This window comes from Streptomyces spinosisporus (assembly GCF_022698145.1).
GTDB lineage: Bacteria > Actinomycetota > Actinomycetes > Streptomycetales > Streptomycetaceae > Streptomyces > Streptomyces spinosisporus.
The window spans coordinates 275,428-299,661 of sequence record NZ_JALDAX010000001.1 but is presented as its reverse complement, the minus strand read 5'-3'; the positions used below and the strand labels follow the sequence as shown (position 1 = coordinate 299,661).

The window sequence follows — 24,234 nt, the reverse complement described above, 5'->3', positions numbered from 1 at the left end:
GGGAGCGCGGGTCATACCGCGCGACGGGGATCCGGCGCCACGGATCCTGGGGGAAGCCAGGGGCAGTTGTAGACCTGAGACTCAGTCAACGTCAAGGCGTCGAGGCAGAGTTGACGGCTGATCAAGAAGTGTGCGGCGGCTTCACCGGAGGACGGAACCACAGGTGAGGCACAACCGACACTCTTTTTCCACAACTCCCTTGACCCTTAAATGTAACCACGGGTAACTTCCTGGTTCGGCTACTGCGGAGTACGTGAAAGCCCTTGCACCCGCCGGGAGTTGTCAGGAGGCGTGCGCCGCTGTCCGCTGTCCGCGCCAGGACAACGTGCCGCTGATGCCCAACCCGCCATGACCAAGCACATGGGAGCAGAGATGGCCTCGTCCTCGGACGTCACCCCGTCCGCCGACCACACCCCAGGAAGCGCGGAGAGCGGTTCCACGACCGGCCCCGCGAGACGCGGTCGGGTCCGGCTGCGCCGGGCCGCCGTGATGGCGGTGCCCGCCGTCGCGGTCGCCGCCGGCCTCGCGATCATGACCGCGGAGGGAGCGCTGGGGGTGTCGTTCTCGATCTCCGGCATGCCCTTCACCGTCACCGCCAAGTCGCTGGACGGCACCGGCTTCGAGCAGTTCGGCGGGCTCGACAGCATGATCGAGAACAGCCCGAACGAGGGCGACACCGGCGGTCAGGTGCTGATCGTCACCTCCGCGATCAAGAACGCCACGCTGGACAGCCTGTGCCAGAGCGTCGACCTGGGCGGCACCAACCTGCTCATCAAGGCGGGCAGCGGCTCGTCGAAGGTGAAGGCGACCGACCTGACCACCGACTCGACCGAGCTGTCCGGCGACGCCGCGTTCAAGAACATCGAGATCGGCAATGACGCGAGCACCCTCGACAAGGCCGGCGTCAAGGGCCCGAAGGGCGTCTTCAGCCAGCAGTCCGACACGGTGCACATCGACAACCTGCGGCAGACGAACTACGCGACGACCGCGGGCGTCTTCAAACTGCCGGGTCTGAAACTGTCGTTCAGCAGCTCGGGCTGCTGATGCGGACGCGTCGGACACAGAGCGTGCGGCCCGCCTTCCGTCGGTGGCGGGCCCGCCGCCCGTTCTGGGGCGGGCTGCTGCTCGCTCTGGGCGGGGCGGAGATCCTGCTCACCGAGAAGGCCTCGCTGAAGGTCGTCATGCACATCGGCATGCAGGGCCTGGCCGGGTACCTGCTGCCCGTGGTCATGGTGCTGTGCGGGCTGCTGACCCTGTTCAGCCCCTCGCAGCGGCTCTTCTACTCCATCATCGGCGTCCTGGCCTCCCTGGGCTCCTGGATCACCTCCAACCTGGGCGGCTTCTTCATCGGCCTGCTCCTCGGCGTCGTGGGCAGCTGCCTCGTCTTCGGCTGGCTGCCGGACCAGGAGCCGCGCCGCAGCCGGCGGCAGCGCAGGAAGGACAGGAAGGACAGGAAGGACAGGAAGGAAGCGAGCGCACGGCACGAGGAGCAGGGCGTGCCCGCCTGACCGGGGACCGAACCCGGCCCCGGACGCGACCCGTGCCGCCTCCCGTGACTCCTGTTGCCCAAGTGGTTTGCCCCGCGCGTCGGTTGACGAAGTAGATGTCGGGGCTCCGTGGAGCGGGACGACGTGACGGGAGGGGCCATCGTGCCCGAGGACAGCGCCCGGCCGGCCGGCCGGGCCGGCATCGACACCGGCACCGCGCATGCCGCGCGGATCTACGACTACATCCTGGGCGGCACGGACCACTACCCCGCCGACCGGGAGGCGGGCGACGCCATGTGCCGGGAGTGGCCCGCCCTGCCGGTCCATATGCGGGCCAACCGCGACTGGTTGAACCGGGCGGTCCGCCGGCTGGCCGAGGAGGCGGGGATGCGCCAGTTCCTCGACATCGGCACCGGCATCCCGACGTCGCCGAACATCCATGAGATCGCCCAGTCGGTGGCCCCGGAGTCCCGGGTCGTCTACGTCGACAACGACCCGCTCGTCCTCACGCTCTCGCAGAGCCTGCTGAACAGCACGCCCGAGGGCCGGACGTCCTATGTCGAGGCGGACATGCGCGATCCGCGGACCATCCTCGACAGCCCCGCGTTCCGCGACACCCTGGACCTGGCCGAGCCGGTCGCGCTCACCGTCGTCGCGATCGTCCACTTCATGCTCGACGAGGACGACGCCGTGGGCATCGTCCGCCGGCTGCTCGAACCGCTCGCGCCGGGCAGCCATCTCGCGATGTCCATCGGCACCGCCGAGTTCGCGCCGCAGGAGGTCGGCCGGGTCGCCGTCGAGTACGCGGCCCGCGGCATGCCGATGCGGCTGCGCACCTTCGCGGAGGCCGGGGAGTTCGTCGAGGGCCTGGAGCTCGTCGAGCCGGGCCTGGTCCAGGTCCACAAGTGGCGTCCGGACGGTGCGGACCCGGGGCCGATCCGCGACGAGGACATCGCGATGTACGGCGTCGTGGCCCGCAAACCGTAGCCGCACCCCCGCCGACGGACCGCATCATCACGATGCGGCAGCAACAACTCACTGAATGTTGCTGATCACTTGACGACCGACGGTCCCACACGATTGGCTCCGGCCAGCGAGAGTCACCTTGCGTCGTCCGACGTCGGACGACGGACGGAGCCTCCGACTCGCCGTTCCACTTGCTCAGCCGCACAGCGAGGTGCCGCACCCTCATGAACACTCCTCCCCCACAGTCCGCCGCCCACAGATCCGCCCGTGCGCTCGCCGCGGCCGCCGCCGTCTGTCTGCTCGCGGCCGGGTGCTCCGGGTCCGGGGGCGGGTCCGACTCCTCTCTCGGCACCGGCGGCAGGGCGGACACGGCCCGTCTCAAGGTCGCCATGGTCACCCACGCCTCGGAGGGCGACACCTTCTGGAACCTGGTCAAGAAGGGCGCCGAGGCGGCCGCCGCGAAGGACAACATCGAACTGACGTATGCCAACGACCCGGACGCGGCAGCACAGGCCTCGCTGGTGCGCGACGCGATCCGGCAGAAGGTCGACGGCATCGCGGTGACCCTGGCCAAGCCGCAGGCCATGAAGGGCCCGGTCGCCGCGGCGCGCGGCGCGGACATCCCCGTGGTCGGCCTCAACTCCGGCATCGACTCCTGGCAGTCCGAGGGGGCCCTGGAGTTCTTCGGACAGGACGAGAGCCTGGCCGGCCGCGCCGTGGGCGACAAGCTCGACGACCTCAGGGCCAAGCACGCGCTGTGTGTGATCCACGAGCGCGGCAACGTCGCCCTGGAGGCCCGCTGCGCCGGGGTGAAGAAGACCTTCGGCGGCCGGACCGACATCGTCTACGTCGACGGCACCGACGCGAACTCCACCGACGCCGCGCTCACCGCCCGGCTGCGCCAGGACCCGACGATCGACGAAGTGATCATGAACGGCGCCCAGTTCGCGCTCGACGCGGTGGACTCGGTGAAGCACTCCGGCAGCAGGGCGCACGTGGCGACGTTCGACCTCAACCAGAACCTGGTGAAGGCCGTCCGGAGCGGTGATGTGCAGTTCGCGGTGGATCAACAGCCCTATCTGCAGGGCTATCTCGCGGTGGACGCGCTGTGGCTGTACAGGACCAACGGCAATGTCAGCGGCGGCGGGGTCTCCCCCGTGCTCACCGGACCGGCGTTCGTCACCAAGGCGAACGTGGCCTCGGTCGCCGAGTTCGCGTCCCACGGGACGCGCTGAACGACACTTCGGACGTCAATGTCTCGAAAGATTCGGAGACCTGGGGCACGTGCGGTCAGTTGTGCGGATAGCATCCAGAGCACCCCTTCTCTCCCAGCTCACGGCCACCCCCGTGTTTCCCCCTTCGCTCCGCTGATCGCCTAGGACGACGATGTCTGAACGGAAAGGTGCCCGGCGCCGTATCGGCTCCATACGTCTCTCCCTGATCCTGCTGGCCCTGGTGCCGAGCGTCACGCTCGCGGCCATGTGGGCGCTGACGACCACTCAGATCTTCAGCGAGGGGCTGCGGCTGCGGGGGCAGACGGAACTGAGCCGGTCCACCGGAGCCATGGGCACCGACGCCACGCTCGCCCTGCAGCGCGAGCGCAGTCTGTCGGCGGCCTGGCTGGCCGACCCGCGCGGCTCCCGGCAGGCACTGGACACCCAGCGCGCGGCGACGGACAAGGCCGTCGCCAAGCTGGTCGGCCAGACCGACGCGATCAACAACGCCCCCGCGCGCATCTCGGACCGGCTGTACTCGGTCCTCGGCTCGGTGAGCAGCCTGGAGTACTACCGCGGCCAGCTGGACGACCCCACGGACATCACCGCCGCGCAGGCGCTCGACCAGTACAGCTCGATCATCGACGACCAGATCCACGCCTTCCAGGAGCTCTCGCAGGTCGACGACGGCGACCTCACCTCGCAGGCCGGGCCGCTGGTCGCGCTGGAGCACGCGGCGGAGCTGGTCTCCCAGGAGGACGCCCAGCTGACCGTGGCCTGGCCGTCCGGGCGGCTGGGCGAGAAGTCCTGGGACACCTTCTCCGAGCTGGTGGCCACCCGCCGCTGGCTGGTCGAGGACCAGATCGTGCCCTCGCTGCGCGGCAGCGCGAAGACCCAGACCGAGCGGATCCTGCAGAGCCCCGAGTGGCAGACCATTCAGCGCGTCGAGGACCAGGTGCTGGCCTCCCGGCCCTCGGCGTCCGGCGGGAAGGTCGCGTTGCCCGCCGCGCAGAAGGAGTGGGCGGCCGCGTTCGAGAAGGTGGGCGCCGAGTACGGGCGGCTGATCGGCGCCCAGACGTCCGCACTGCTCGACCGCAGCGCCGACAAGGCCGACGACCTGCTGCTGAAGGCCGCCGCGCTGAGCGCGGGCGGACTGATCGCCCTGCTGCTGTGCGTGGGCATGTCCTGGCGGATCACCCGCTCCCTGTCCCGCCGGCTGCGCGGTCTGCGCGAGGCCACCCTGAGCCTGGCCGAGGAGCGGCTGCCGGACGTGGTCTCGCGTCTCGACCGGGGCGAGAAGGTCGACGCGGACCTGGCGACCCCGCCGCTCGACTACGGCTCCGACGAACTCGGCCAGGTGGCACGGGCGTTCAACAAGGCGCAGCGCACCGCCGTGCACACCGCGGTCGAACTCGCCGACACCCGGCGCGGTTTCCAGAAGGTGATCCTCGGCATCGCCCGGCAGAGCCAGAACCTGGTCAATCTGCAGCTGACCAAGCTCGACACGCTGGAGCGCAGCCACTCCGACCCGGACGTCCTCAAGGGCCTGTACGAACTGGACTCCACGGCCAGCCAGTTGCGCCGCTACGAGGAGAACCTGGTCATCATCAGCGGCGAGCAGCCGCGGCGCAGCTGGCGGGAGCCGGTCGCGCTGATCGACATCCTGCGCAGCGCGGTCGGTGAGGTCGCCGAGTACCAGCGGGTCGAGGTGCACACCGACGAGGACGTGTATCTCGCGCCGCCCGCGGTGGCCGACGTGATCCATCTGTTGGCCGAGCTGATCGACAACGCGACGGTGTACTCGCCCGCGCCCGCCCCGGTCGGGGTGCGCGCGTCGACGGTGGCCAAGGGCCTGGCCGTCGAGGTGGAGGACCGCGGCCTCGGCATGTCGGAGGAGGACTACGCCTCCTTCAACGCCCAGTTGGCGGTGGAGCCGCAGTTCGACGTGGTGGCGCTGGCCGACGACCTCAGGCTCGGCATGTTCGTGGTCGCCCGGCTCGCCACCCGGCACGGCATCACGGTCACGCTGCGCCCCTCGCCGTACGGCGGCACGACGGCGATCGTGCTGCTCCCGCACGACATCGTCGTACGCGAGACTCCGGCCGTCTCCGGCGAGACCCCCGCCGGCGACACGACCGAGGAACCGGCCGACGGGGACAAGGAGCCCGCGCAGGAGCCTGCGGCCGCCACGACGCCCGTCGCCAAGGGACCCGTGCCCTCCGCCCGGCGCGACGGCATGGCGCCGCTCCCCCGCCGGGTCCCCCAGACCAGCCTGGCCGCCGAGCTGCGCGAGGCCCCCCCCTCCGGCGAACAGGACGACGGCGACGAGGAGTTCACCGCGGAGCAGGCCGCCTCCTCGCTCGCCGGTTTCCAGCGCGGCACGCTCCGGGCACGTGACGACGACACCGAGACGCAGTACGACCTTCAGGACGCACCCGGGACTCGGGACCCGGATGCGCCCGTCCCCGCCGCAGGCCTTGCAGTCCCCTCGACACCGCCCGCCGACCGCTGACGAAGGAACACCGCCATGACACCCGCAGTCCCAGCCACCCATACCCAGCTCGACCAGTTGCTGACCGGCCTCGTGGAGCGGGTCGCCGAGGTGAACCATGCCGTCGTGCTCTCCGAGGACGGGCTGGTCGTCAGCAAGTCCACCGGGTTCCTGCGCGACGACGCCGAGCGGCTGGCGGCCACCGCGTCCGGTCTGATGAGCCTGAGCAAGGGCGTCAGCATGGACTTCCGCGGCGGCCCGGTGCGCCAGGCGCTGATCGAGATGGCGCACAGCTATCTGATCCTCACCTCGGCCGGTCCGGGCGCCCACCTCGTGGTGCTCACCAGCCAGGGCGCGGACGTGGGCGTGGTGGCGTACCAGATGAACATGCTGGTGAAGAAGATCGGCGAGCACCTCAGCGCGGCGCCGCGGGCGGGCGTCGGCCCGACCTCCGAATCCGGCGCGTGAGATGGGCGGTGGCGACACGGCGGGCCGTCTGGTCCGGCCGTTCGCACTGACCGGCGGACGGACCAGGCCCAGCCGCGCCGACTTCACCCTCATCACGACGGTGACCGCGGTGGACCCGCCGCCGGTCTGGGCCACCCGGCCGCAGCCCGAGCAGCAGCGCATCCTGCGCCACTGTGCCGAACCGCTCGCCGTCGCGGAGCTCGCCGCGCTGCTCGACCTGCCGGTGAGCGTGGTGGTGATCATGCTCTGCGACCTGCTGGAGGCGGGCCGTATCACCGCCCGTCCTCCGCATCCCGTCTCCGCCAATCCGGACCTGGACCTGCTGCAGAAAGTGAGGGACGGCCTTGGCCGGCTCTGACACCATCACCCGGGCGGCACCCGACACGGTGAAGATCCTGATCGCCGGGGGCTTCGGCGTCGGCAAGACCACCATGGTCGGCTCGGTCAGCGAGATCACCCCGCTGCGCACGGAGGAACGGCTGACCCTCGCGAGCGTGGACGTCGACGACCTCGCCGGCATCGAGGAGAAGCACGCCACCACCGTGGCCCTGGACTTCGGCCGGATCACCATCGGCCAGGACCTGGTGCTGTATCTCTTCGGCACCCCGGGCCAGCAGCGCTTCTGGTTCATGTGGAACGACCTCGCGCTGGGCGCGCTCGGCGCGGTCGTCCTGCTCGACGTCCGCCGCCCGGAGACCAGCTTCGCCGCGATCGACTTCTTCGAACGCCGCAACATCCCCTTCGTCGTGGGCGTCAACGGCTTCTACGGCGACCACCCCTATCCGCCCGACGAGATCCGCGAGGCGCTCGCCCTGCCGGAGCATGTGCAGGTGCTGCTGTGCGACGCGCGTGAGCGGGAGTCGTCACGGGACGTACTGATCGCGCTGATCGACCAGTTGATCGAGGCGGCGACCCGCTCGAACGGAGCGGGCCGGCTCACTCCTCCGGACCGGTGAGCGGTTCGCCCGGCGGCGGGACGATCCGGGCGGTGAGGTCGGGGTCGGGCATGTCCGCGTCGAAGGGGAACATGGGCCGGCGGATGCGGTGGTGGCCGAGCCTGGTCAGGTCCTGGTCCACGCCGCCGGGGGTCAGGGCCATCTTCCAGTCGGCGGCCATGGCGAAGAGTTCGGGCTCCAGATAGCCGATCTTGACGATCACGACGTCCGCCGTGCGCGGGTCGAGGTCCAGGTCGGTGAAGTCGTGCTCGTGGTGGTACGGCTTGCGCAGCCGGGTCAGGATCACCCGGACGCTGCCGACGCGCAGGACGACCTCGGTCTCGGCGTCCCGGTCGCCGTGCCGGATCGCGTGGACGACACCGGTCAGGGTGAGCGGCCCGGCGTGCCGGTCGTCGACCTCGGCGCCCGCGGTGACGGTGACCGTCGCGCCGACGCCGGCCTTCTCGGCCTCGGCGACCGCGGACGGTCCGGGCACGGAGGCGTAGATGACCGTCGGGCCCGAGGGGTCCTTGAACTCCGGGCGGGACAGCACCTGTTGCAGGCCCCAGGTGACGTCGCCCGCGCCGCCGGCGGTCGGGTTGTCGCCGGTGTCGCTGATGAAGTACGGACGGGCCGAGGAGGCGAGCGCCTCGTCGAGGCAGTCCGACAGGGTGCCGGTGGGGGCGACGAAGGCGAAGTCCCGGCGCGCCTGCCAGAAGCCGCGGGCCAGTCGCTCGGCGCCCCGGGACACCTCGGTGCGGTCCGGTCCGGTGACGACGACCGCCGCCCGGTTGCGTGGTTCGTCGGCCCAGGCGTAGCCGACCCAGATCGCCGCGTCCGTGACGCCCTCGGCGGCCTCCACCTCGGGGACGGCGGCGTAGACGCTCTTCGCGGGCTCGATCCGGGTCGAGGTCTGCTCGCCCGCCAGCAGCACCGGCACCGGGACCCAGGCCTTGACCGGGCGGGGTCCGCCCCCGGTCACCAGGTCCACGAGGTTGCGGGCGGCGCGCTCCTTGGTCTCCATGGCGTCCTCGTGCGGGGCCATGCGGTAGCAGGTGATCAGATCGCTGAGGTGGACGAGTGCGCGGGAGACGTTGCCGTGCAGATCCATGGAGGTCGACACGGGGACGTCCGGTCCGATCACCGCGCGGATGCGGGTCAGCAGGTCCACCTCGGCGTCGTCCAGCCCCTCGACGGTCATGGCGCCGTGGATGTCGAACCAGAGGCCGTCGACAGGGCCCGACTGACGTAGCCGCTCGATGAGTTCGGCGGAGAGTTCGGCGTACGCCGCCGCCGTCACCGTGCCGCCGGGCAGCGCCTTGCCGACCAGGGCGCCGCGCCAGTCGGCGGCGGCGCGCAGCTCGGTGCCGGCGGCCAGGAAGGGGTAGCGGGTGAGGACCTCGTCGGCGCGCTGCGGGTGAAAGGCGGGGGCTTCGGTGCGGGCCGGGGAGAACGTCGACGACTCGATGCCGAGACCGGCGACGGCGATCACGGGACGCTCTTGCGGCATGGCTCCTCCGGAAGGATCAAAGGTGGTGGGTGCCGGTCAGGGGTGGTCGTTGCCCGTCAGGGGTGGTGGTTGCCGGTGAGGGAGTGCAGTGCGTGCGCCAGCGCGCGCTGCAGCGCGAACTGCCCCGCGCCGACCAGTCCCGCGTCCGCGCCGAGGCTGGCCCGCTCGATCACCAGGTGCTCGGTGACCAGCGGATGGCAGCCCTCGTACAACTGGCTGCGTACGGCGGCGACGAACGGCTCCAGGGTGGAGAGGATGCCGCCGAGGTACACGGCGTCGGGGTTGAAGAAGTTGACGTTGGCGGCCAGCACCTGGCCGAGGTAGCGGCCCGCCTGCCGCACGGCGCGGGTCGCCTCGGGGTCGGCGTCGGAGGCGAGGCGTACGACGTCCTCGGTGCTGGTCACCGTCAGGCCGCGCTCGCGCAGGATGCGGACCAGGGCCGCGCCGGAGGCGACCGTCTCCAGGCATCCGGTGTTGCCGCAGGAGCAGGGGATGTCGTGCCCGGCCTCGACCCGGACATGGGTGATCTCGCCGGCCGCGCCCGTGCCGCCGCGGTAGAGGCGGCCGTCGGCGATGACGCCCGCGCCGATCGCCGTGCCGGTCTTCACCATGATCGACTGGCGCCGGCCCACGGGCTGGACGGTGTGCTCGCCGACGGCCATGCAGTTGGCGTCGTTCTCGATGGCCGCCGGGACGCCGAAGCGGTCCTCCAGCCAGGCGCGGACGGGGAAGCGGTTCCAGCCGGGCATCCGGGACGGGAGCGTGACCACGCCCGAGGCGACGTCGACGGGGCCCGGCAGGGAGAGGCCGACGCCGCGCAGCAGGCTCCGCCCGTGCCGGTCGGCCAGGCCCGCCAGGGTCTCGGCGAGTCCCGGCAGCGCCCCGTCGGGTCCGTCGGCCGTCGGGAACGGCACGGTCGACACCTCGGTGAGCCCGCCGCCCGGCAGCACCACGCCCACGCGGGCGTGCCGTCCGCCGAGTTCTGCCGCCACCGCGAACCCGTCGCTGCCGCCGAGGCGCAGCACCTTCCGCGGCCGTCCGCCGGCGGAGGAGACCGTGCCCTCCTCGGCGACCAGGCCGAGGTCCAGCAGCTGGCTCACCGTGAAGGAGACCGTCGAGGGCGCGGCGCCGAGCAGGGTGCCGATCTCCGTACGGGTGGTGGCCTGCCCGGAGGCGAGCAGTTCGAGGACGCGCTCGGCCAGCGAGGAGACGCCCGCGCTGTGCTTGCGCCTCGGCGGACTTTTTTCAGTCATGGACGAAACAACTTCCGTCTTCGGCTCTCGGAGCGATGAGCGTAGGCCAATCGAGACCCCTCCAGGCTTTTTCCAGAACAGCAGAAACAGACTTTTTACAGCGGCGCGTCTGTTTCTTCGGACAAGCGGGTCGTTGACTGTCCTCACCCCGCTCGAGCCCATCCCCGAGGAGAGCCATGTCCCCTGCCCGCACGAGACTCCTGGCCGGTGTCACCCTCTCCGCGTGCGCGCTGCTGCTCGCGGGCTGCTCCGGGTCGACCGGTTCGTCGTCCGCGTCCAAGGACTCCATCAACTACGCGCTGCCCGCGAACTTCACGCCGAACTGGATCCTGCCGATCGGCACCGCGGCGCATCTGAACACCAACAACAGCTCCATCTCGCACACCCTGTGGGAGCCGCTGGTCGCGTACGACGGCTCGACCGGCAAGATCGGTTGGAACAAGGCCGGTTCGATCGCGACGGCCGCCGACTTCGCCGCCGACAACAAGAGCGTGAAGATCACGCTGGGCGACCGCCACTGGAGCGACGGGAAGCCGATCACCTCGCAGGACGTGAAGTTCTGGTTCGACCTGATCAAGGCGAACAAGAAGCAGTGGGCGGGCTACTCGCCCGGCCAGGCGCCCGACAACTGGACGTCCCTGAAGGCCGACGACGACCGCCACGTCACGCTGACCTTCGACAAGGCCTACAACCCGCAGTGGATGCTGGCGAACGAGCTGCAGTACATCATCCCGCTGCCGAAGCACGCCTGGGACCAGGGCGGCGACCCCGTCAAGACGTGGACGTACCTCAACAACGCGGCCAAGAACATCGGGGGTTACGCCTCCAACCCGCTGTGGAAGACGATCAGCGGCCCCTACGGCGTGAAGTCCTTCTCCACGGCCGGCAAGGTCGTCCTCGCCGCCAACAAGAAGTACGACGGCGGTGAGAAGCCGGGCATCCCCACGGTGAACCTGCTGCCGTTCACCACGACGGACGCCGAGAAGAACGCCCTGCGCTCCGGGAGCGTCGACTACGGCTACATCGAGGCGACCGACCTCGACCAGAAGGAGAGCTTCACCGCGCGGGGCTACGAGGTGAAGCCGTGGTCGGGCTGGGCGATCACGTACATGCCGTACAACTTCAACAACCCGTCGATGGGGCCGGTGTTCAAGCAGCTCTACGCCCGCCAGGCGATCCAGCGCTCGATCGACCAGACGACCATCGCGAAGGTCGTCTTCAGCGGCACCGCCGTTCCCGGCTACGGCCCGATCCCCACGGGGCAGGCCTCCGCCTTCGTCTCGCAGACGCAGAAGGACAACCCGTACCCGTTCTCGACGAGCGCGGCCAGGGCGCTGCTCACCTCGCACGGCTGGAGCGAGCAGAGCGGGGTGATGACCTGCACCCGCCCGGGCAGCGGGGCGAGCCAGTGCGGTGACGGGGTCGCCAAGGGGACGAAGTTCCAGATGCAGGTGCTCTCACAGTCCGGCTCGGCCGTCACGGACAACATGATGAGCGCGATCCAGTCCTCGCTCGCGAAGACCGGCATCAAGTTCTCCATCAAGACCGCGCCGGTCAACTCCGTGCTCTCGCAGACCCCGCAGTGCACGGCGAGCCAGTCGATCTGCAAGTGGCAGCTGTCCTTCTTCGGCACGGCCGGCAGCTGGTACTTCCCGGCGTTCCCGACCGGCGACGCCCTCTTCCAGTCCAAGGGCGGCTCCAACTTCGGCAACTACTCCGACGCCAAGGTCGACCAGCTCATCAGCGCGTCCACGACGTCGAGTTCGAACCAGGCGATCCAGGACTACAGCGCCTCCCTCGCCAAGGACCTGCCGGTGATCTGGCTGCCGGAGCCCGACTACCAGATCTCGGTGATGAAGAAGGGGCTCGGCGGCTTCGCCCAGGACTCGCTCGCCAACTTCCACCCGGCGCAGTGGAAGTGGACCAGCTGAGGCATGGAGACTCTTCTCTATCTGCTCCGGCGGGCGCTCCAGGCCCTCGTGGTGATCCTCATCGTCACGGTCGTGGTCTTCTGCCTGCTGCACGCGCTGCCCGGGGGTCCCGCACGCGGGATCCTCGGACCGCAGGCGACGGCACAGCAGATCGCGGCGTTCAACCACGAGCAGGGCCTGGACCGTTCACTGCCGGTCCAGTACGTCTACTACCTGCGCACCCTGCTGCACGGCGACCTGGGCACGTCGTACACCCTCAACGAGGGCGTCTCCCAGCTCATCGGGCAGCGCCTGCCGAAGACACTGGTGCTGACGGTCCTGTCCGCGCTGGTGGGCCTGCTGCTGGCGATCCCGCTCGGCATGTGGCAGGCGGTGCGGCGCAACAAGCCCGCGGACTACGTGATCACCACGCTGAGCTTCGTCGCGTACTCGACGCCCGTGTACTTCCTCGGCCTGATCCTGGTGCTGGTCTTCACCCAGACCCTGCACTGGTTCCCCTCCCAGGCACCCCAGGGGGACACGCTGGCCCAGGTGTTCGCGGACCCGGTGGCGCTCGTGCTGCCGGTCGTCACGGGGGCCGCCTCCATGGTGGCCGTCTTCAGCCGCTACATGCGCGCCGCGACCCTGGAGAACCTGTCCGAGGACTACGTCCGCACCGCGCGGGCGGGCGGCTCACGGCAGGGGGCGATCCTGTTCCGGCACGTGTTCCGCAACTCGCTGACCCCGGTGATCGCGATGCTCGGCTACTACGTGCCCGTCCTGTTCGGCGGTGCGCTCGTGGTCGAGCAGCTCTTCAACTACCCGGGCATGGGGCTGCTGTTCTGGAGCGCCGCGCAGTCCTCCGACTATCCGGTGCTGCTCGGCTGCGTCCTCGTCATCTCCGTCGCCACGGTCGTCGGCACCCTGCTCGCCGACGTGGTCCAACGGGTGGTCGATCCCCGAGTGAAGGCGGGCCGTACATGAGTGCCGTACTGCAGTCCACCACCCCGACCGCCGAGCCGGTCGCCAACTACCGTCTGTCGCTACGGCGGTTCACGCGGAACAAGCTGGCGGTCGCCGGGCTCGTGGTGGTGGTCGTCTTCCTGCTGTTCTGCTTCGTCGGACCGCTGCTGTACTCCACCGACCAGACCCATACCGATCTCCATCAGGTCAACCTCGGGCCGAGCGGGGCCCATTGGCTCGGGACGGACGCCGTGGGGCACGACGAGGTGGGGCGGCTGATGTTCGGCGGGCAGGTCTCGCTGCTCGTGGGGCTCGCGGCCGGCGTCCTCGCGACCGTCATCGGCACGCTGTGGGGTGCCACGGCGGGCTACGTGGGCGGCTGGGCCGACGCGGTGATGATGCGGGTCGTCGACGCCGGCATCGCCATCCCCGCGCTGTTCATCCTGCTGGTCGTCTCCGCGATCACGACCCCGGACACCCTCGGGCTCATCCTCGTCCTCGGGCTGGTGTCGTGGCTGGTCCCGTCCCGGCTGGTGCGCGCGGAGACGCTCACCCTCAAGAGCCGCGACTACGTGCTGACGCTGCGCGCGACCGGCGGCACGCACGGCCGGGCGATCGCCCGGCACATCCTGCCCAACTCGGTGTCGACGATCGTCGTCGCGGCCACCTTCCAGGTCGCCGACGCGATCCTGCTCGTCGCGTACGTGTCGTATCTGGGCCTCGGCGTGCAGCCGCCGAAGACGGACTGGGGCGGCATGCTGTCGGCCGGTCTGACGGCGGCGTACTCGGGACGCTGGTGGCTGATCGTCCCACCGGGTCTGGCGATCATCCTCGTCGTGTGCGCGTTCAACGCGATCGGCGACGGGCTGCGGGACGCGTTCGACGTGAGGGGGCGGGGATGAGCGGCGCGGAGAAGGACGCGGAGGCCGAGGCGGCGGCTGAGGTGGGGACGGCGGCGGAGACGGCGGCGGAGAGGGTGCTGGAGGTCGAGGGGCTGGGGGTCACGTTCGGCACGGACACCGGCGACGTACCCGCGGTATGTGACATTGCACTGCACGTGCAGCCCGGCGAAACCCTCGCCCTCGTCGGCGAGTCCGGCTCCGGCAAGTCCACGGTCGCCCTGGCCGCGCTCGGCCTGCTGCCCGGCAACGCCCGCGTCTCCGGCCGGATCACGGTCGGCGGCACGCAGGTCGTCGGCACCGGCGAGGCCGAACTCGCCCGGCTGCGCGGCCGTACCGCCTCGATGGTCTTCCAGGAACCGGCCACCGCACTCGACCCGCTCACCCGGGTCGGCGCGCAGATCGCCGAGGTCATCCGCAACCACCGGCCCCTCTCGCGCGCGGAGGCCGCCCGCGAGGCGGTCGAACTGCTGCGCAGGGTCGGCATTCCCGAGCCGGAGCGACGGGCGTCGGCGTTTCCGTTCCAGCTGTCCGGCGGGCAGCGGCAGCGGGTCGTCATCGCGATGGCCATCGCCAACTCGCCGGACCTGCTGATCGCGGACGAACCCACGACGGCCCTGGACGTGACGGTGCAGGCCGAGATCCTCGATCTGCTACGGGGGCTGGCGGCGGACTACGGCACCGGAGTCCTCCTCGTCACCCACAACATGGGCGTGGTCGCCGACTTCGCCGACCGGGTCGCGGTGATGCTGCGGGGCGAGATCGTGGAGACGGGGCCGGTGGAACAGGTGCTGCTGCGTCCCTCGCACGAGTACACGCAGCGGCTGCTCGCCGCGGTCCCCCGGCTGGCCCTCAGCGGCGAGGACGCTCCGGAGCGGGAGGGCGCGTCCGTGGTCGAACTCCGGGACGTCTCCGTGCGGTTCGGGCGCGGGCCGTCCGCCGTGCAGGCGCTCGACGGGGTGACGCTCGACGTCCGCCCGGGCGAGACCGTCGGCCTGGTGGGCGAGTCCGGCTCCGGCAAGTCCACGGCGGCGCGGGTGGCCCTCGGCCTGATCCCGCCGGACGCCGGGACGGTGTCGCTGTTCGGCACCGACCTCGGACGCACCCGGGGCCGCAGGCGACGGGCCCTGCTGTCCGGGGTGGGCGTGGTCTTCCAGGACCCGGTGGCCTCGCTGGACGCACGGATGAGCGTGGCCGAGTGCGTCGCCGAACCGCTGCGGATGCACCGCCGGGGCATGTCGTCGGCCGACCGGCGGGCCCGGGTCGCCGAGGTGCTCGAACTGGTGCGGCTGCCCAAGGAGTTGGCGGCCAGAGGACCGCGCGAGCTGTCCGGCGGGCAGCGCCAGCGCGTCAGCCTGGCCCGCTCCCTGGTCCTCGAACCACGGCTGCTGGTCGCGGACGAGCCGACCAGCGCACTGGACGTGAGCGTGCAGCGGACGGTGCTCGAGGTGATCGCCGAGCTGCAGCGCGAGCTGGGCTTCGCCTGTCTCTTCGTCTCCCACGACCTGGCGGTGGTCCAGGAGTTCGCCCAGCGGGTCGTCGTCATGCGGGCCGGCCGGGTCGAGGAACAGGGGCCCACCATGTCGACCCTGCTGCGGCCCCGCAGCGACTACACACGGCGGCTCATCGCGGCCGTGCCCGTGCCGGATCCGGTGGTGCAGCGGCGCCGCCGGGCGCAGGAACGAACGGAGGCCACTGCGTGACACGAGGTCCCGAGGTGATCGCGGGCGTCGACATCGGCGGCACGACCACCCAGGTGGTCCTGTGCGCGGAGGACTTCGGCATCGTCGACCGGCTGGAGGTGCCGACCCCGGCGGCCGACGGCGGGGCGGCGATGGTGGGCGCCGCCCTTGCGTGCGTACGGCGCCTGCTGGACCGTACGCCGGCGCGGCTGCTCGCCGTGGGGGTCGGGGCGGCCGGGGTGGTGGACGCGCGGGCCGGGCGGATCCTGGTGGCCAGCGACTCCTTCCGCGACTGGGCCGGGTTCGAGGTGAGCGCGGAGATCGAACGGGCGCTGGGCGTACCGGCGTTCCTCGACAACGACGTCAACGCGTTCCTGCGCGGCGAGGCGGCGGCCGGTGTGGTGGCGGGCGTACCGCATGTGCTCGGCATGACGCTGGGCACCGGGGTCGGCGGGGCGCTGTGGCTGGAAGGGGGACTGTACGAGGGGCCGCACGGGGCGGCCGGCGAGATCGGGCATGTGCCGGGCTTCGGTGATCTGCCGTGCACCTGCGGCGGCCGCGGTCATCTGGAGACCCTCGCGTCGGGCCGCTCCATCGCCGCCCGCTACGGCGAGCGCACCGGCCGGTCCGTCAGCGCCCGCGGGGTGGCCGAGTCGGCGGCGCTGGGGGACGCGGACGCGCTCGCCGTGTACGAGGCCGCGGGCGCCGGTGTGGCCCGTGCGCTGCTGATCACGGCGGGCCTGCTGGACGTCACCACCTTTGTGATCGGCGGGGGCGTCAGCCGTTCCTGGTCGCTGGTGGAGCCGTCGATCCGGCGGGCCCTGGCCGCCGAACCCCCGGTCAGCGGCCGCCCGTTGACGGTCCTGCCCGCGGGCCTCGGCGGTGACGCGGTGGCGGTCGGGGCGGCGGCTCGGGCACGGGCGGAGCTCGATCCACACAGCAGCTCCACGGTCGCGGGACATGTGAACGACGAGAACCGGCCAAGCACGACGGTGTGATTGACGCCCACGCGTCACATCCCTACCTTCTGACCGATTTACCGAACTCTGTTCGACATATCGATCGCCAGGCCCCTCGGCACCCACGCCCCTGGAGACCAGATGGACGCAACAGGACCCCACCCCTCCCGCCGCCGCATCCTCGGCATGGCGGCGGCCCTCCCGATCGCCGGCACCGGCGCACTGGCCCTCGGTGCGGGCACCGCGCGGGCCGCCACCGACGCGGCGTACGTCATGTGCTACTTCACGGAGTCGCCGGACATGCTGGCCGCGAACTACGGCCTGCACCTGGCCGTCAGCACCGACGGCCTGGAGTGGACGCCGCTCAACCAGAACAACCCGGTCGCCACCCCCACCGCGGGCTCCGGCGGTCTGCGCGACCCCTTCGTCCTGCGCAAGCAGGACGGCACCTTCGTCGTGCTCGCCACCGACCTGCTGGGCACCGACTGGTCGTACGTCAGCCAGTACATCCATGTCTGGGACTCCACCGACCTGCGCACCTTCACCGGCTACCGGCGGATGAAGCTGCACGACATGAACACCCACAGCTGGGCCCCGGAGGCCTACTGGGACGCGAGCCGCGGCCGGTACGGAGTGATCTACTCGGCCGTGAACTCCAGCGGCCACAACGTGATCATGGTCAACCACACCAGCGACTTCGTCACCGCGAGCAGCCCCCAGGTCTTCTTCGACCCGGGCTACGACGTCATCGACGGCGATCTGGCGGTCGGCGTGAACGGCGTCAACTACCTCTACTTCAAGAAGAACTCGACGCTGGTCGGCGCGCGTTCGACCTCACTGGACCCGGGCAGCTTCACCGAGTTCAGCACCGCCGTCTCACACGGCGGCACCGAGGCCCCGACCCTGGTCAGGTCCCTCACCTCCGGCTCGACCTGGTACCTGTGGGGCGACACCTGGTCGCCGAACGGCGTCTTCTACGCCTGGCGGAGCAGCAGCCTGGCGGCCGGCACCTGGACCGCCCTCAACCAGAGGACGTACACCCAGCCGCTCAACTCCAAGCACTGCGGCATCCACCCGATCACCATGGCCGAGTACGGCAACCTGCTCGCCAAATGGGGCACCCCCGCCTGGAACCGGCTGAAGTCCTACAACTACCCGGACCGCTACGTCCGCCACGCCGACTTCGTCGGCCGGATCGACGCGTACGCCTTCGACCCGTACGCCGACTCCCAGTGGAAGCTGGTGCCGGGCCTCGCCGACAGCTCGGGGGTGTCCTTCCAGTCGGTCAACTACCCGACCCGCTATCTGCGGCACCACGACTACGCGCTGCGGCTCGACGAGAGCGACGGCACCTCGACGTTCACCGCGGACGCCACGTTCCACCGGACCGCGGGTCTGGCGGACGCGTCCTGGGCGTCGTTCCGCTCGTACAACAACCCGACCCGGTACATCCGCCACTACGACTACGCCCTGCGCATCGATCCGGTCTCCACCGCCACGGAGCGGCAGGACGCGACGTTCCGCGTGGGGTACTGACGCCCGCACCCGCCGCCGACGGACGAAGGGTGCCCCCTCGGCGAGGGGGCACCCTGATGCTCTCGTCCTGCGACGCCGATCAGTCGAGGCCGGCCGACTTCAGCCAGGCCTTGGCGACGTCCAGCGGGTCCTTGTTGTCCTGCAGCTGGGTGTCCAGATCCAGCAGGGCCGCGGTGTCGAGCTTGGCCGAGACCGCGTTGAGGGCGGAGACGCCCTCCGAGGACAGACCGCTCTTGTAGACCAGCGGCTGCACGTTCTCGAAGCCGAAGAGGAGCTTCGGGTCCTGCAGGACCACGAACTTCTCCTTGGCGATGGTCGGGTCCGTGGTGAAGATGTCCGCGGCCTGCACGGTGTTCTTCTTCAGCGCCGCCTGGGTCAGCGGGCCGCCCGCGTCCAGCGCCTTGAAGCCCTTGAACTCCAGACCGTATACGGACTTCAGGCCCACCAGGCCCTGCTGCCGGGTCTGGAACTCCGGCGAGGCACCGATGGTCAGGTCCTTGGCGACGTCCTTGAGGTCCGCGATGCTGGACTTGTCCGTCAGCTTGTACTTGTCGGCCGTGGCCTTGTTGAGCGTGACGGAGTCCTTGTTCTGCGCCGAGGCCGGCTCCAGCAGGGTGAGCTTGGAGTCCAGCTTCGCCTCGATCGCGGCCGTGGTGGCCTCGACCGTCTTCGGCGCGGCCTTCGGGTCGAGGTAGGCCAGCAGCGCGCCGTTGTACTCCGGCAGCACGGTGATGGAGCCGTTCTTCAGCAGCCCGTACGTGGTCTCGCGGCTGCCGATGTTCGGCTTGTAGGTGACCTTGATGCCCTTGGCCTTCAGGGCCTCGCCGTAGATGTCGGCGAGCAGGATGCTCTCGGCGAAGTTGTTCGATCCGACGACCACCGTCTTGCCGTCGGACTTCCCGCCCTGGAGCGGGTCGGAGGACTTGTCGTCGTCGGAGGAGCCACATCCCGCCAGCAGGGCCGTGGTCGCGGCAAGCGCGACGGCCGCCGCGGAGTAGCTCTTGAGGGACCTGCTGCGTGGGGCGTTGGAAGTCACGATTCCCGTTCCGGACTCGGGGGATTGATGAGAAGCAAACTCTGGAACTGATCCAATCCAGCCTGTTCTTACTCAGTCAAGACCAGCACGGTCACCAATTGGCCTCAATGCGTGATCGGTTGTGAATGCAGTGTGAACAGATCAGCGGGGAAGCGGAGGCTCTTTGTAATGGATTCTTGACTTAGGGCGACGGTCTTGATCGTTCAATGAGGCGGTAGTCTCACGGCAGTTGGCGTCGGTCACCGCGGCCACGGCGGTCACTGCGGTGCCGTCGTGCACCATCCCCAACGATCAGAATCAGTCATCATCCGCATCCGCGTGGTTGCGCGGGATGAGACCCCTCATGAAGGAGGTCCGGTGTCCACGACCGAGGTGGACGCGCCGGTCCGGCCGGCCCCGTCGCCATCCAGGGGCGGCATACGAGGCTTCGCCGACCGGTGGCCCTTCCGTCGCAAGCTCAATCTTCTGGTCGGCGTCCCCCTCGCCGTCGTGGCCGTCCTGCTCTCCTATCTGATCGCCGGCCAGGTGGGCCAGGCCCGGGACGCGGCCTCCGCCGCGGACCTCGTGCGCAACAGCGAGCAGGTCGCCTCCCTGGTCAACAAGATCGAGGCCGAGCACCAGCTCGCGATCCTGCTCGCCGTGCGCTACGAGGCCGGCGGCGGCACGAAGTCCACGCTCTCCGACTACCGCAAGGCGCAGAAGGCGGTCGACGCCCAGGTCGCGAAGGTGCGCGACAGCTTCGGCGACACACTGCCGGACGGCGAGACGCAGGCGCTCAAGGAGGTCGAGGGCCTGACCAGCCTGCGCGGCACCGTCGAGCAGAGCTATCTGCCCGCGAGCAATATCGACCCGGCCTACGACAACGCCGCCAGGACCGTGATCGCCGGTCTGAGCCTGGACCGCAACGAGGGGCTCGCCGCCACCTTCACCGGCAACCTGCTGGACTCGCTGCTGCGCGCCGACGCCGCGCACGGCTCCTTCGAGACCGGGGTGTTCTCCGCGACGACCGGTGACACCAACGCCCAGATCGAGTTCACCACCGCCGTGGGCGCGTACCAGCTCTACACCACCCAGGCGGAACGCTTCGCGCGGTTCGCCACCGAGCGGCAGGCCGACGAGCTCTCCGGCATCGAGCACAGCGCCGCCCAGCAGAAGATCGCCGAGGCCTACGCCGAGCTCCAGGTCGCGCCCAGCACCCTGCAGGCGACCACACCGGCGCAGATCAAGGCGGCGTTCCAGAACGCGCTGGCCGACTACCCCGCCTATCCGCAACAGGCGGCCGGCCGGCTGAAGATCACCTCGTCGCTGATCGACCAGATCGCCGACACCGCGGACCGCTCGTCCACCGAGGCGTGGTGGCGCGCGGGTCTGCTGCTGGCCGCGGCCCTGCTGGGCTTCGTCCTGTGGCTCGCCTTCTCGGTGCTGGTGCGCCGCTCGGTGGTGCGGCCGGTGCAGGCCCTGACCGGGGCCGCGCAGGAGGTCGCCGACGTGGCGGGCCGCGAGCTCGCCCGCGTCGCAGACGACGACGCCGAGGACGCGGGGCCGCCCAGGCTGCGCGAGATGCCGGTCACCGCGCGCGACGAGATCGGTGAGCTGGCCGAGGTGTTCAACCGCGTGCAGACCACCTCGATCGCGCTGCTGGAGCGGCAGGTGCTCAGCCGGCGCAACGTCGCCGAGATGTTCGGCAACGTCGGCCGGCGCGTCAGCAACCTCACCACCCGCCAGCTCGCGCTGATCGACGCGGTGGAGCGCGGGGAGACCGACCCGGCGCTGCTGGAGCGGCTCTACTCCATCGACCACATCGCGGTGCGTCTGCGCCGCAACGCGGACAGCCTGATGCTGCTCGCCGGCATCCGCGAGACCGTCCTCGACTCAGGGCCCACCACGCTCACCAACGTGGTGCGCGCGGCGCTCGGTCAGATCGAGGGGTTCCAGCGGGTGCAGCTGCATGCGCGCACCGAGGTCCTGGTGGAGCCGGACATCATCGGCGACCTGACCCTGATGATCGCCGAACTGCTGGAGAACGCGGTGTCGTTCTCGCCCGCGGGCAGCCCCGTCGAGGTGTACGTACGCGACGCCTCCGGCCTGGACGCCTCGCCGTCGGGGGGCGCCACCATCGTCATCTCCGACCACGGCCTCGGCATGAGCGCCGAGCGGCTCGCCGAGGAGAACGCCCGCCTGATCCGCCGCGAGCGTCTCGACCTGGTGCCGACGAAGGTGCTCGGCCTGTTCGTGGTCGGCACCCTGGCGCGCCGCTGGGACGTCGCGGTCGAACTCTCCCGCACCCCGGGGGGCGGCCTCACGGCCGAGGTGACGGTACCGTCCTCCCTCCTCCTGGCCATGAGCCCCCTGACCCCCACCCCCAACACGGGTGCTGCCGCAAGCGGCGCACCGACGGGGACCACGGCAGGCACCCCGCCGACCATCGGCACGGGTGCCACCGCAAGCCTGCCGCCGACCACCGACACCCACCTTGCCGCGAGCGGCGCACCGGCCCTGGGCACCCCAGGTGCAGGCGACCTGCCGTCCGCCCCGGGCACGCGGGCTGCCGCGGCCGACGCACAGACCCCCGGCACGGGGGCCACCGCAGGCACCACGCAGGCCCCCCGCGCAGCAGCCGCCACAAGCCTGCCGTCGACCACCGACACCGGCACCGGCACCGGCACCGGCACCGGCGCACAGCCTGCCGCGAGCGGCGCGCCGGCCCCGGGCACCCCAGGTGCAGGCGACCTGCCGTCGACCACCGGCACAAAGGCCGGCGAGGCAGACTTGCAGACCCCGGGCACAGGGGCCGCCGCCCTGCCGCCGAGGATCGGCCCGCAGGCGCGAGGTGCCGCAAGCACCCCGGTGGGTGCCGGAGACCATGGGGACGCTCCGGGTCGCGGTGCTCGTCCCGGCGGTGAGCCGGGCCCCCATCCGTCCGTTGCCGTCGAGGAGGGTTTCGGGGTGGCGGATGACGTCTCCGCGAGCGGTGGGCGGCCGAAGCCGCTGCCGCGGCGCCTGCCCCGCCGTGAGCCGGCGGCAGCCGAGGCTCACGGCCGCGCCGAGGACGCAACACCCGTCCGCCGGGACAGGGTTGAGCGGCAGGTATCGTCGTCCGAGGCCGAATCCGGCGCGACAACGGTGTCCGCCCCGGCCGGCGACGGCACCTCCCGCCCGCTGCGCCGCCGCGTCCGCGGTGCCACTCTTCGTACGACCGTCGACGCCGCCCAGCACGCGGCGCGGCAGGCCCCGCGCCCCGCCGACCCGGACGCCGTACGCAGCGCGCTCGACGAGTTCGAGGCGGCCGTGGAGCGGGCGAACCGCGACAGCGCCGACGGCCGGCCCGCGACCACCGACCCGCAGGACCAGAACCACCTCCCGGAAGGAGCCGAGCAGTGAGCACGTCGACAGGTGACACTCCCGACGCGGGAGCCACCACGCATGCCGAACTGCAGGCCGCTGCAGCCGACTTCACCTGGCTGCTCAATCGTTTCGCCACGGAGACCGCGGGTGTCGTGGACGCCATCGCCGTGTCCTCGGACGGACTGCTGATCGCGGTCTCCGAGCTGCGCGAGCACGCGGACTCCGAGCGGCTGGCCGCGATCGTCTCCGGCATCACCAGCCTGGCCGCCGGCGCGTCCGGCAACTACGGCCTGGGCGGCCTCAACAAGGTCATCATCGACCTGGAGGGCGGACACGTCCTGGTCTCCGCGATCGGCAGCGGCGCCGTCCTCGGCGTGGTCACCGACAAGGAGGCCAAGCTGGGCAACATCGCCTACGAGATGACGCTGTTCGCCAACCGGGCCGGCAACGCGCTCAGCCCGCAGCTGGTGCTCGCGCTGAAGAACAGCGTCGGCTCCCCCACGGCTCTCTGAGCGAGGGACGGACGACGACCTCATGGCGGACGGCACCCCACCTCCGGGCCCGGACCCGGTCGGCCCCGCCCCCGCCGTACGGCCGTTCCTGGTCACCGCGGGCCGGGTGGCGCCGACGGCGGCCGGCCGGCCGGTACCGGTCGAGACCCAGGTGGTGGCGACCACCGAGGGTCTCGCCGTGCTCGACGGGCTCTCCTTCGAGCAGCACGACATCGTCGCCGCCTGCCGGCAGCCGCAGTCCATCGCGGAACTCGCGGCCCGGCTGCGGCTGCATCTGAACGTGGCCCGGGTCCTCGCCGAGGATCTGCGCGCCGCCGGATACCTGGTGGTGCACGTGCCCGACTCCGGCGTCATCCACGACGCCTCCGTACTGCGCAGGGTCATCGAGGCCCTGCGTGCCATCCCCGACTCCCGAGGGGTAATCCGTGACTCGGACTGATCCGGCCGCGCGCGTCGCGGCCGCCCCGGTGGCCGCCGTCAGACCACCGCTGCCGGTGAAGCTGGTGATCGCGGGCGGTTTCGGCGTGGGCAAGACCACCGCCGTCGGCTCCATCTCCGAGATCGAGCCGCTGACGACCGAGGCCGCCATCACGGAGGTCGCGGCGGGCGTGGACGATCTGAGCCACACCCCGCGCAAGACCACGACCACGGTGGCGATGGACTTCGGCTGCATCACCATCGACCCGACCCTGAAGCTGTATCTGTTCGGCACGCCCGGCCAGGAGCGGTTCGGGTTCATGTGGGACGACATCGTGGAGGGCGCGGTCGGCGGCCTGGTCATCGTGGACACCCGCCGCCTCGACGACTGCTACGCGGCCGTCGACTACTTCGAGCACCGGCAGATCCCGTTCGCCGTCGCCGTCAACGCCTTCGACGGGAAGGTGGAGCACAGCCTGGAGGAGGTGCGCTGGGCGCTCGACGTCGCCGAGCGCGTCCCGGTGGTGGTGTTCGACGCGCGCGAGCGGGGCTCGGTGCGGGACGCGCTGCTCGTCGTACTGGAGCAGGCGCTGGCCCGCACGGAGGCGTGACGCGCACGCGGCGGTGAGAAGGGTGCGGGCCCGGGGCGGA

Annotated in this window: 21 protein-coding genes; 18 read left to right on the top strand and 3 right to left on the bottom strand. The window is 70.9% G+C overall.

Annotated features, from left to right (window positions below; translation table 11 throughout):
- Window positions 1-372 precede the first annotated feature (372 nt).
- The 8 genes from MQN93_RS01300 to MQN93_RS01265 all read left to right on the top strand — a co-directional run bounded on the left by MQN93_RS01300 (window position 373) and on the right by MQN93_RS01265 (window position 7,582).
- Window positions 373-1,044: a DUF6230 family protein gene (locus tag MQN93_RS01300; RefSeq protein WP_242708497.1), complete on the top strand. Its 672-nt coding sequence runs from the start codon at window positions 373-375 to the stop codon at window positions 1,042-1,044.
- Window positions 1,044-1,508: a DUF6114 domain-containing protein gene (locus MQN93_RS01295; RefSeq protein ID WP_242707923.1), complete on the top strand. Its 465-nt coding sequence runs from the start codon at window positions 1,044-1,046 to the stop codon at window positions 1,506-1,508. Before MQN93_RS01300 ends, MQN93_RS01295 begins: the two co-directional genes overlap by 1 nt.
- 123 nt (window positions 1,509-1,631) lie before the next feature.
- Window positions 1,632-2,474: an SAM-dependent methyltransferase gene (locus MQN93_RS01290; RefSeq protein WP_372504242.1), complete on the top strand. Its 843-nt coding sequence runs from the start codon at window positions 1,632-1,634 to the stop codon at window positions 2,472-2,474.
- 203 nt (window positions 2,475-2,677) lie between these two features.
- Window positions 2,678-3,688, top strand: a complete 1,011-nt coding sequence (locus tag MQN93_RS01285; protein WP_016431993.1) for a substrate-binding domain-containing protein — start codon at window positions 2,678-2,680, stop codon at window positions 3,686-3,688.
- A gap of 151 nt (window positions 3,689-3,839) precedes the next feature.
- Window positions 3,840-6,179: a sensor histidine kinase gene (locus MQN93_RS01280; protein ID WP_242707922.1), complete on the top strand. Its 2,340-nt coding sequence runs from the start codon at window positions 3,840-3,842 to the stop codon at window positions 6,177-6,179.
- A 15-nt stretch (window positions 6,180-6,194) separates the two neighbouring features.
- Window positions 6,195-6,626: a roadblock/LC7 domain-containing protein gene (locus MQN93_RS01275; RefSeq protein ID WP_016431995.1), complete on the top strand. Its 432-nt coding sequence runs from the start codon at window positions 6,195-6,197 to the stop codon at window positions 6,624-6,626.
- A 1-nt stretch (window position 6,627) separates the two neighbouring features.
- Window positions 6,628-6,984 carry a DUF742 domain-containing protein gene (locus MQN93_RS01270; RefSeq protein WP_016431996.1) on the top strand — a complete coding sequence of 119 codons (357 nt, stop codon included), beginning with the start codon at window positions 6,628-6,630 and terminating at the stop codon, window positions 6,982-6,984.
- Entirely contained in the window at window positions 6,971-7,582 is a 612-nt protein-coding gene (locus tag MQN93_RS01265) for a GTP-binding protein (RefSeq protein WP_242707921.1), read from the top strand. Before MQN93_RS01270 ends, MQN93_RS01265 begins: the two co-directional genes overlap by 14 nt.
- On the opposite strand, the gene MQN93_RS01260 is transcribed toward MQN93_RS01265, so the two are convergent.
- Both MQN93_RS01260 and MQN93_RS01255 read right to left on the bottom strand, forming a co-directional pair.
- Window positions 7,563-9,071, bottom strand: coding sequence for a M81 family metallopeptidase (locus MQN93_RS01260; protein WP_242707920.1), 1,509 nt, complete (start codon window positions 9,069-9,071; stop codon window positions 7,563-7,565). The genes MQN93_RS01265 and MQN93_RS01260 overlap by 20 nt on opposite strands.
- A 56-nt stretch (window positions 9,072-9,127) precedes the next feature.
- Window positions 9,128-10,324, bottom strand: a complete 1,197-nt coding sequence (locus MQN93_RS01255; protein WP_242707919.1) for an ROK family transcriptional regulator — start codon at window positions 10,322-10,324, stop codon at window positions 9,128-9,130.
- A gap of 176 nt (window positions 10,325-10,500) precedes the next feature.
- Between MQN93_RS01255 and MQN93_RS01250 the strand changes: the two genes are divergently transcribed.
- From MQN93_RS01250 to MQN93_RS01225, 6 genes are all read left to right on the top strand, one after another.
- A complete protein-coding gene (locus tag MQN93_RS01250; protein ID WP_242707918.1) occupies window positions 10,501-12,255 on the top strand; it encodes a peptide ABC transporter substrate-binding protein in 1,755 nt (584 codons plus the stop codon).
- Between the two features lie 3 nt (window positions 12,256-12,258).
- Complete coding sequence (locus MQN93_RS01245; RefSeq protein ID WP_242707917.1) at window positions 12,259-13,218, top strand: ABC transporter permease; 960 nt, start codon at window positions 12,259-12,261, stop codon at window positions 13,216-13,218.
- Entirely contained in the window at window positions 13,215-14,099 is an 885-nt protein-coding gene (locus tag MQN93_RS01240) for an ABC transporter permease (RefSeq protein ID WP_016432002.1), read from the top strand. The genes MQN93_RS01245 and MQN93_RS01240 overlap by 4 nt, the downstream gene beginning before the upstream one ends.
- Window positions 14,096-15,799, top strand: a complete 1,704-nt coding sequence (locus MQN93_RS01235) for a dipeptide ABC transporter ATP-binding protein (RefSeq protein WP_242707916.1) — start codon at window positions 14,096-14,098, stop codon at window positions 15,797-15,799. The genes MQN93_RS01240 and MQN93_RS01235 overlap by 4 nt, the downstream gene beginning before the upstream one ends.
- Window positions 15,796-16,776 carry an ROK family protein gene (locus MQN93_RS01230; protein WP_242707915.1) on the top strand — a complete coding sequence of 327 codons (981 nt, stop codon included), beginning with the start codon at window positions 15,796-15,798 and terminating at the stop codon, window positions 16,774-16,776. Before MQN93_RS01235 ends, MQN93_RS01230 begins: the two co-directional genes overlap by 4 nt.
- Window positions 16,777-16,878: 102 nt before the next feature.
- Window positions 16,879-18,273, top strand: a complete 1,395-nt coding sequence (locus MQN93_RS01225; RefSeq protein WP_242707914.1) for a glycoside hydrolase family 43 protein — start codon at window positions 16,879-16,881, stop codon at window positions 18,271-18,273.
- Window positions 18,274-18,352: 79 nt separating this feature from the next.
- On the opposite strand, the gene MQN93_RS01220 is transcribed toward MQN93_RS01225, so the two are convergent.
- The gene (locus MQN93_RS01220) at window positions 18,353-19,309 is read right to left on the bottom strand and encodes an ABC transporter substrate-binding protein (RefSeq protein WP_016432006.1); all 957 of its coding nucleotides are present in this window, start codon (window positions 19,307-19,309) and stop codon (window positions 18,353-18,355) included.
- 357 nt (window positions 19,310-19,666) lie between these two features.
- Between MQN93_RS01220 and MQN93_RS01215 the strand changes: the two genes are divergently transcribed.
- From MQN93_RS01215 to MQN93_RS01200, 4 genes are read left to right on the top strand one after another with little or no spacing between them, the layout of a single operon-like run.
- Window positions 19,667-22,690, top strand: coding sequence for an ATP-binding protein (locus MQN93_RS01215; RefSeq protein WP_242707913.1), 3,024 nt, complete (start codon window positions 19,667-19,669; stop codon window positions 22,688-22,690).
- Entirely contained in the window at window positions 22,687-23,166 is a 480-nt protein-coding gene (locus tag MQN93_RS01210) for a roadblock/LC7 domain-containing protein (RefSeq protein ID WP_016432008.1), read from the top strand. The genes MQN93_RS01215 and MQN93_RS01210 overlap by 4 nt, the downstream gene beginning before the upstream one ends.
- Before the next feature lie 22 nt (window positions 23,167-23,188).
- Window positions 23,189-23,605 (top strand): DUF742 domain-containing protein, encoded by a 417-nt coding sequence (locus MQN93_RS01205; RefSeq protein ID WP_016432009.1) that lies wholly within the window; start codon window positions 23,189-23,191, stop codon window positions 23,603-23,605.
- Window positions 23,592-24,194, top strand: coding sequence for a GTP-binding protein (locus MQN93_RS01200; protein ID WP_016432010.1), 603 nt, complete (start codon window positions 23,592-23,594; stop codon window positions 24,192-24,194). Before MQN93_RS01205 ends, MQN93_RS01200 begins: the two co-directional genes overlap by 14 nt.
- Window positions 24,195-24,234: the final 40 nt, after the last annotated feature.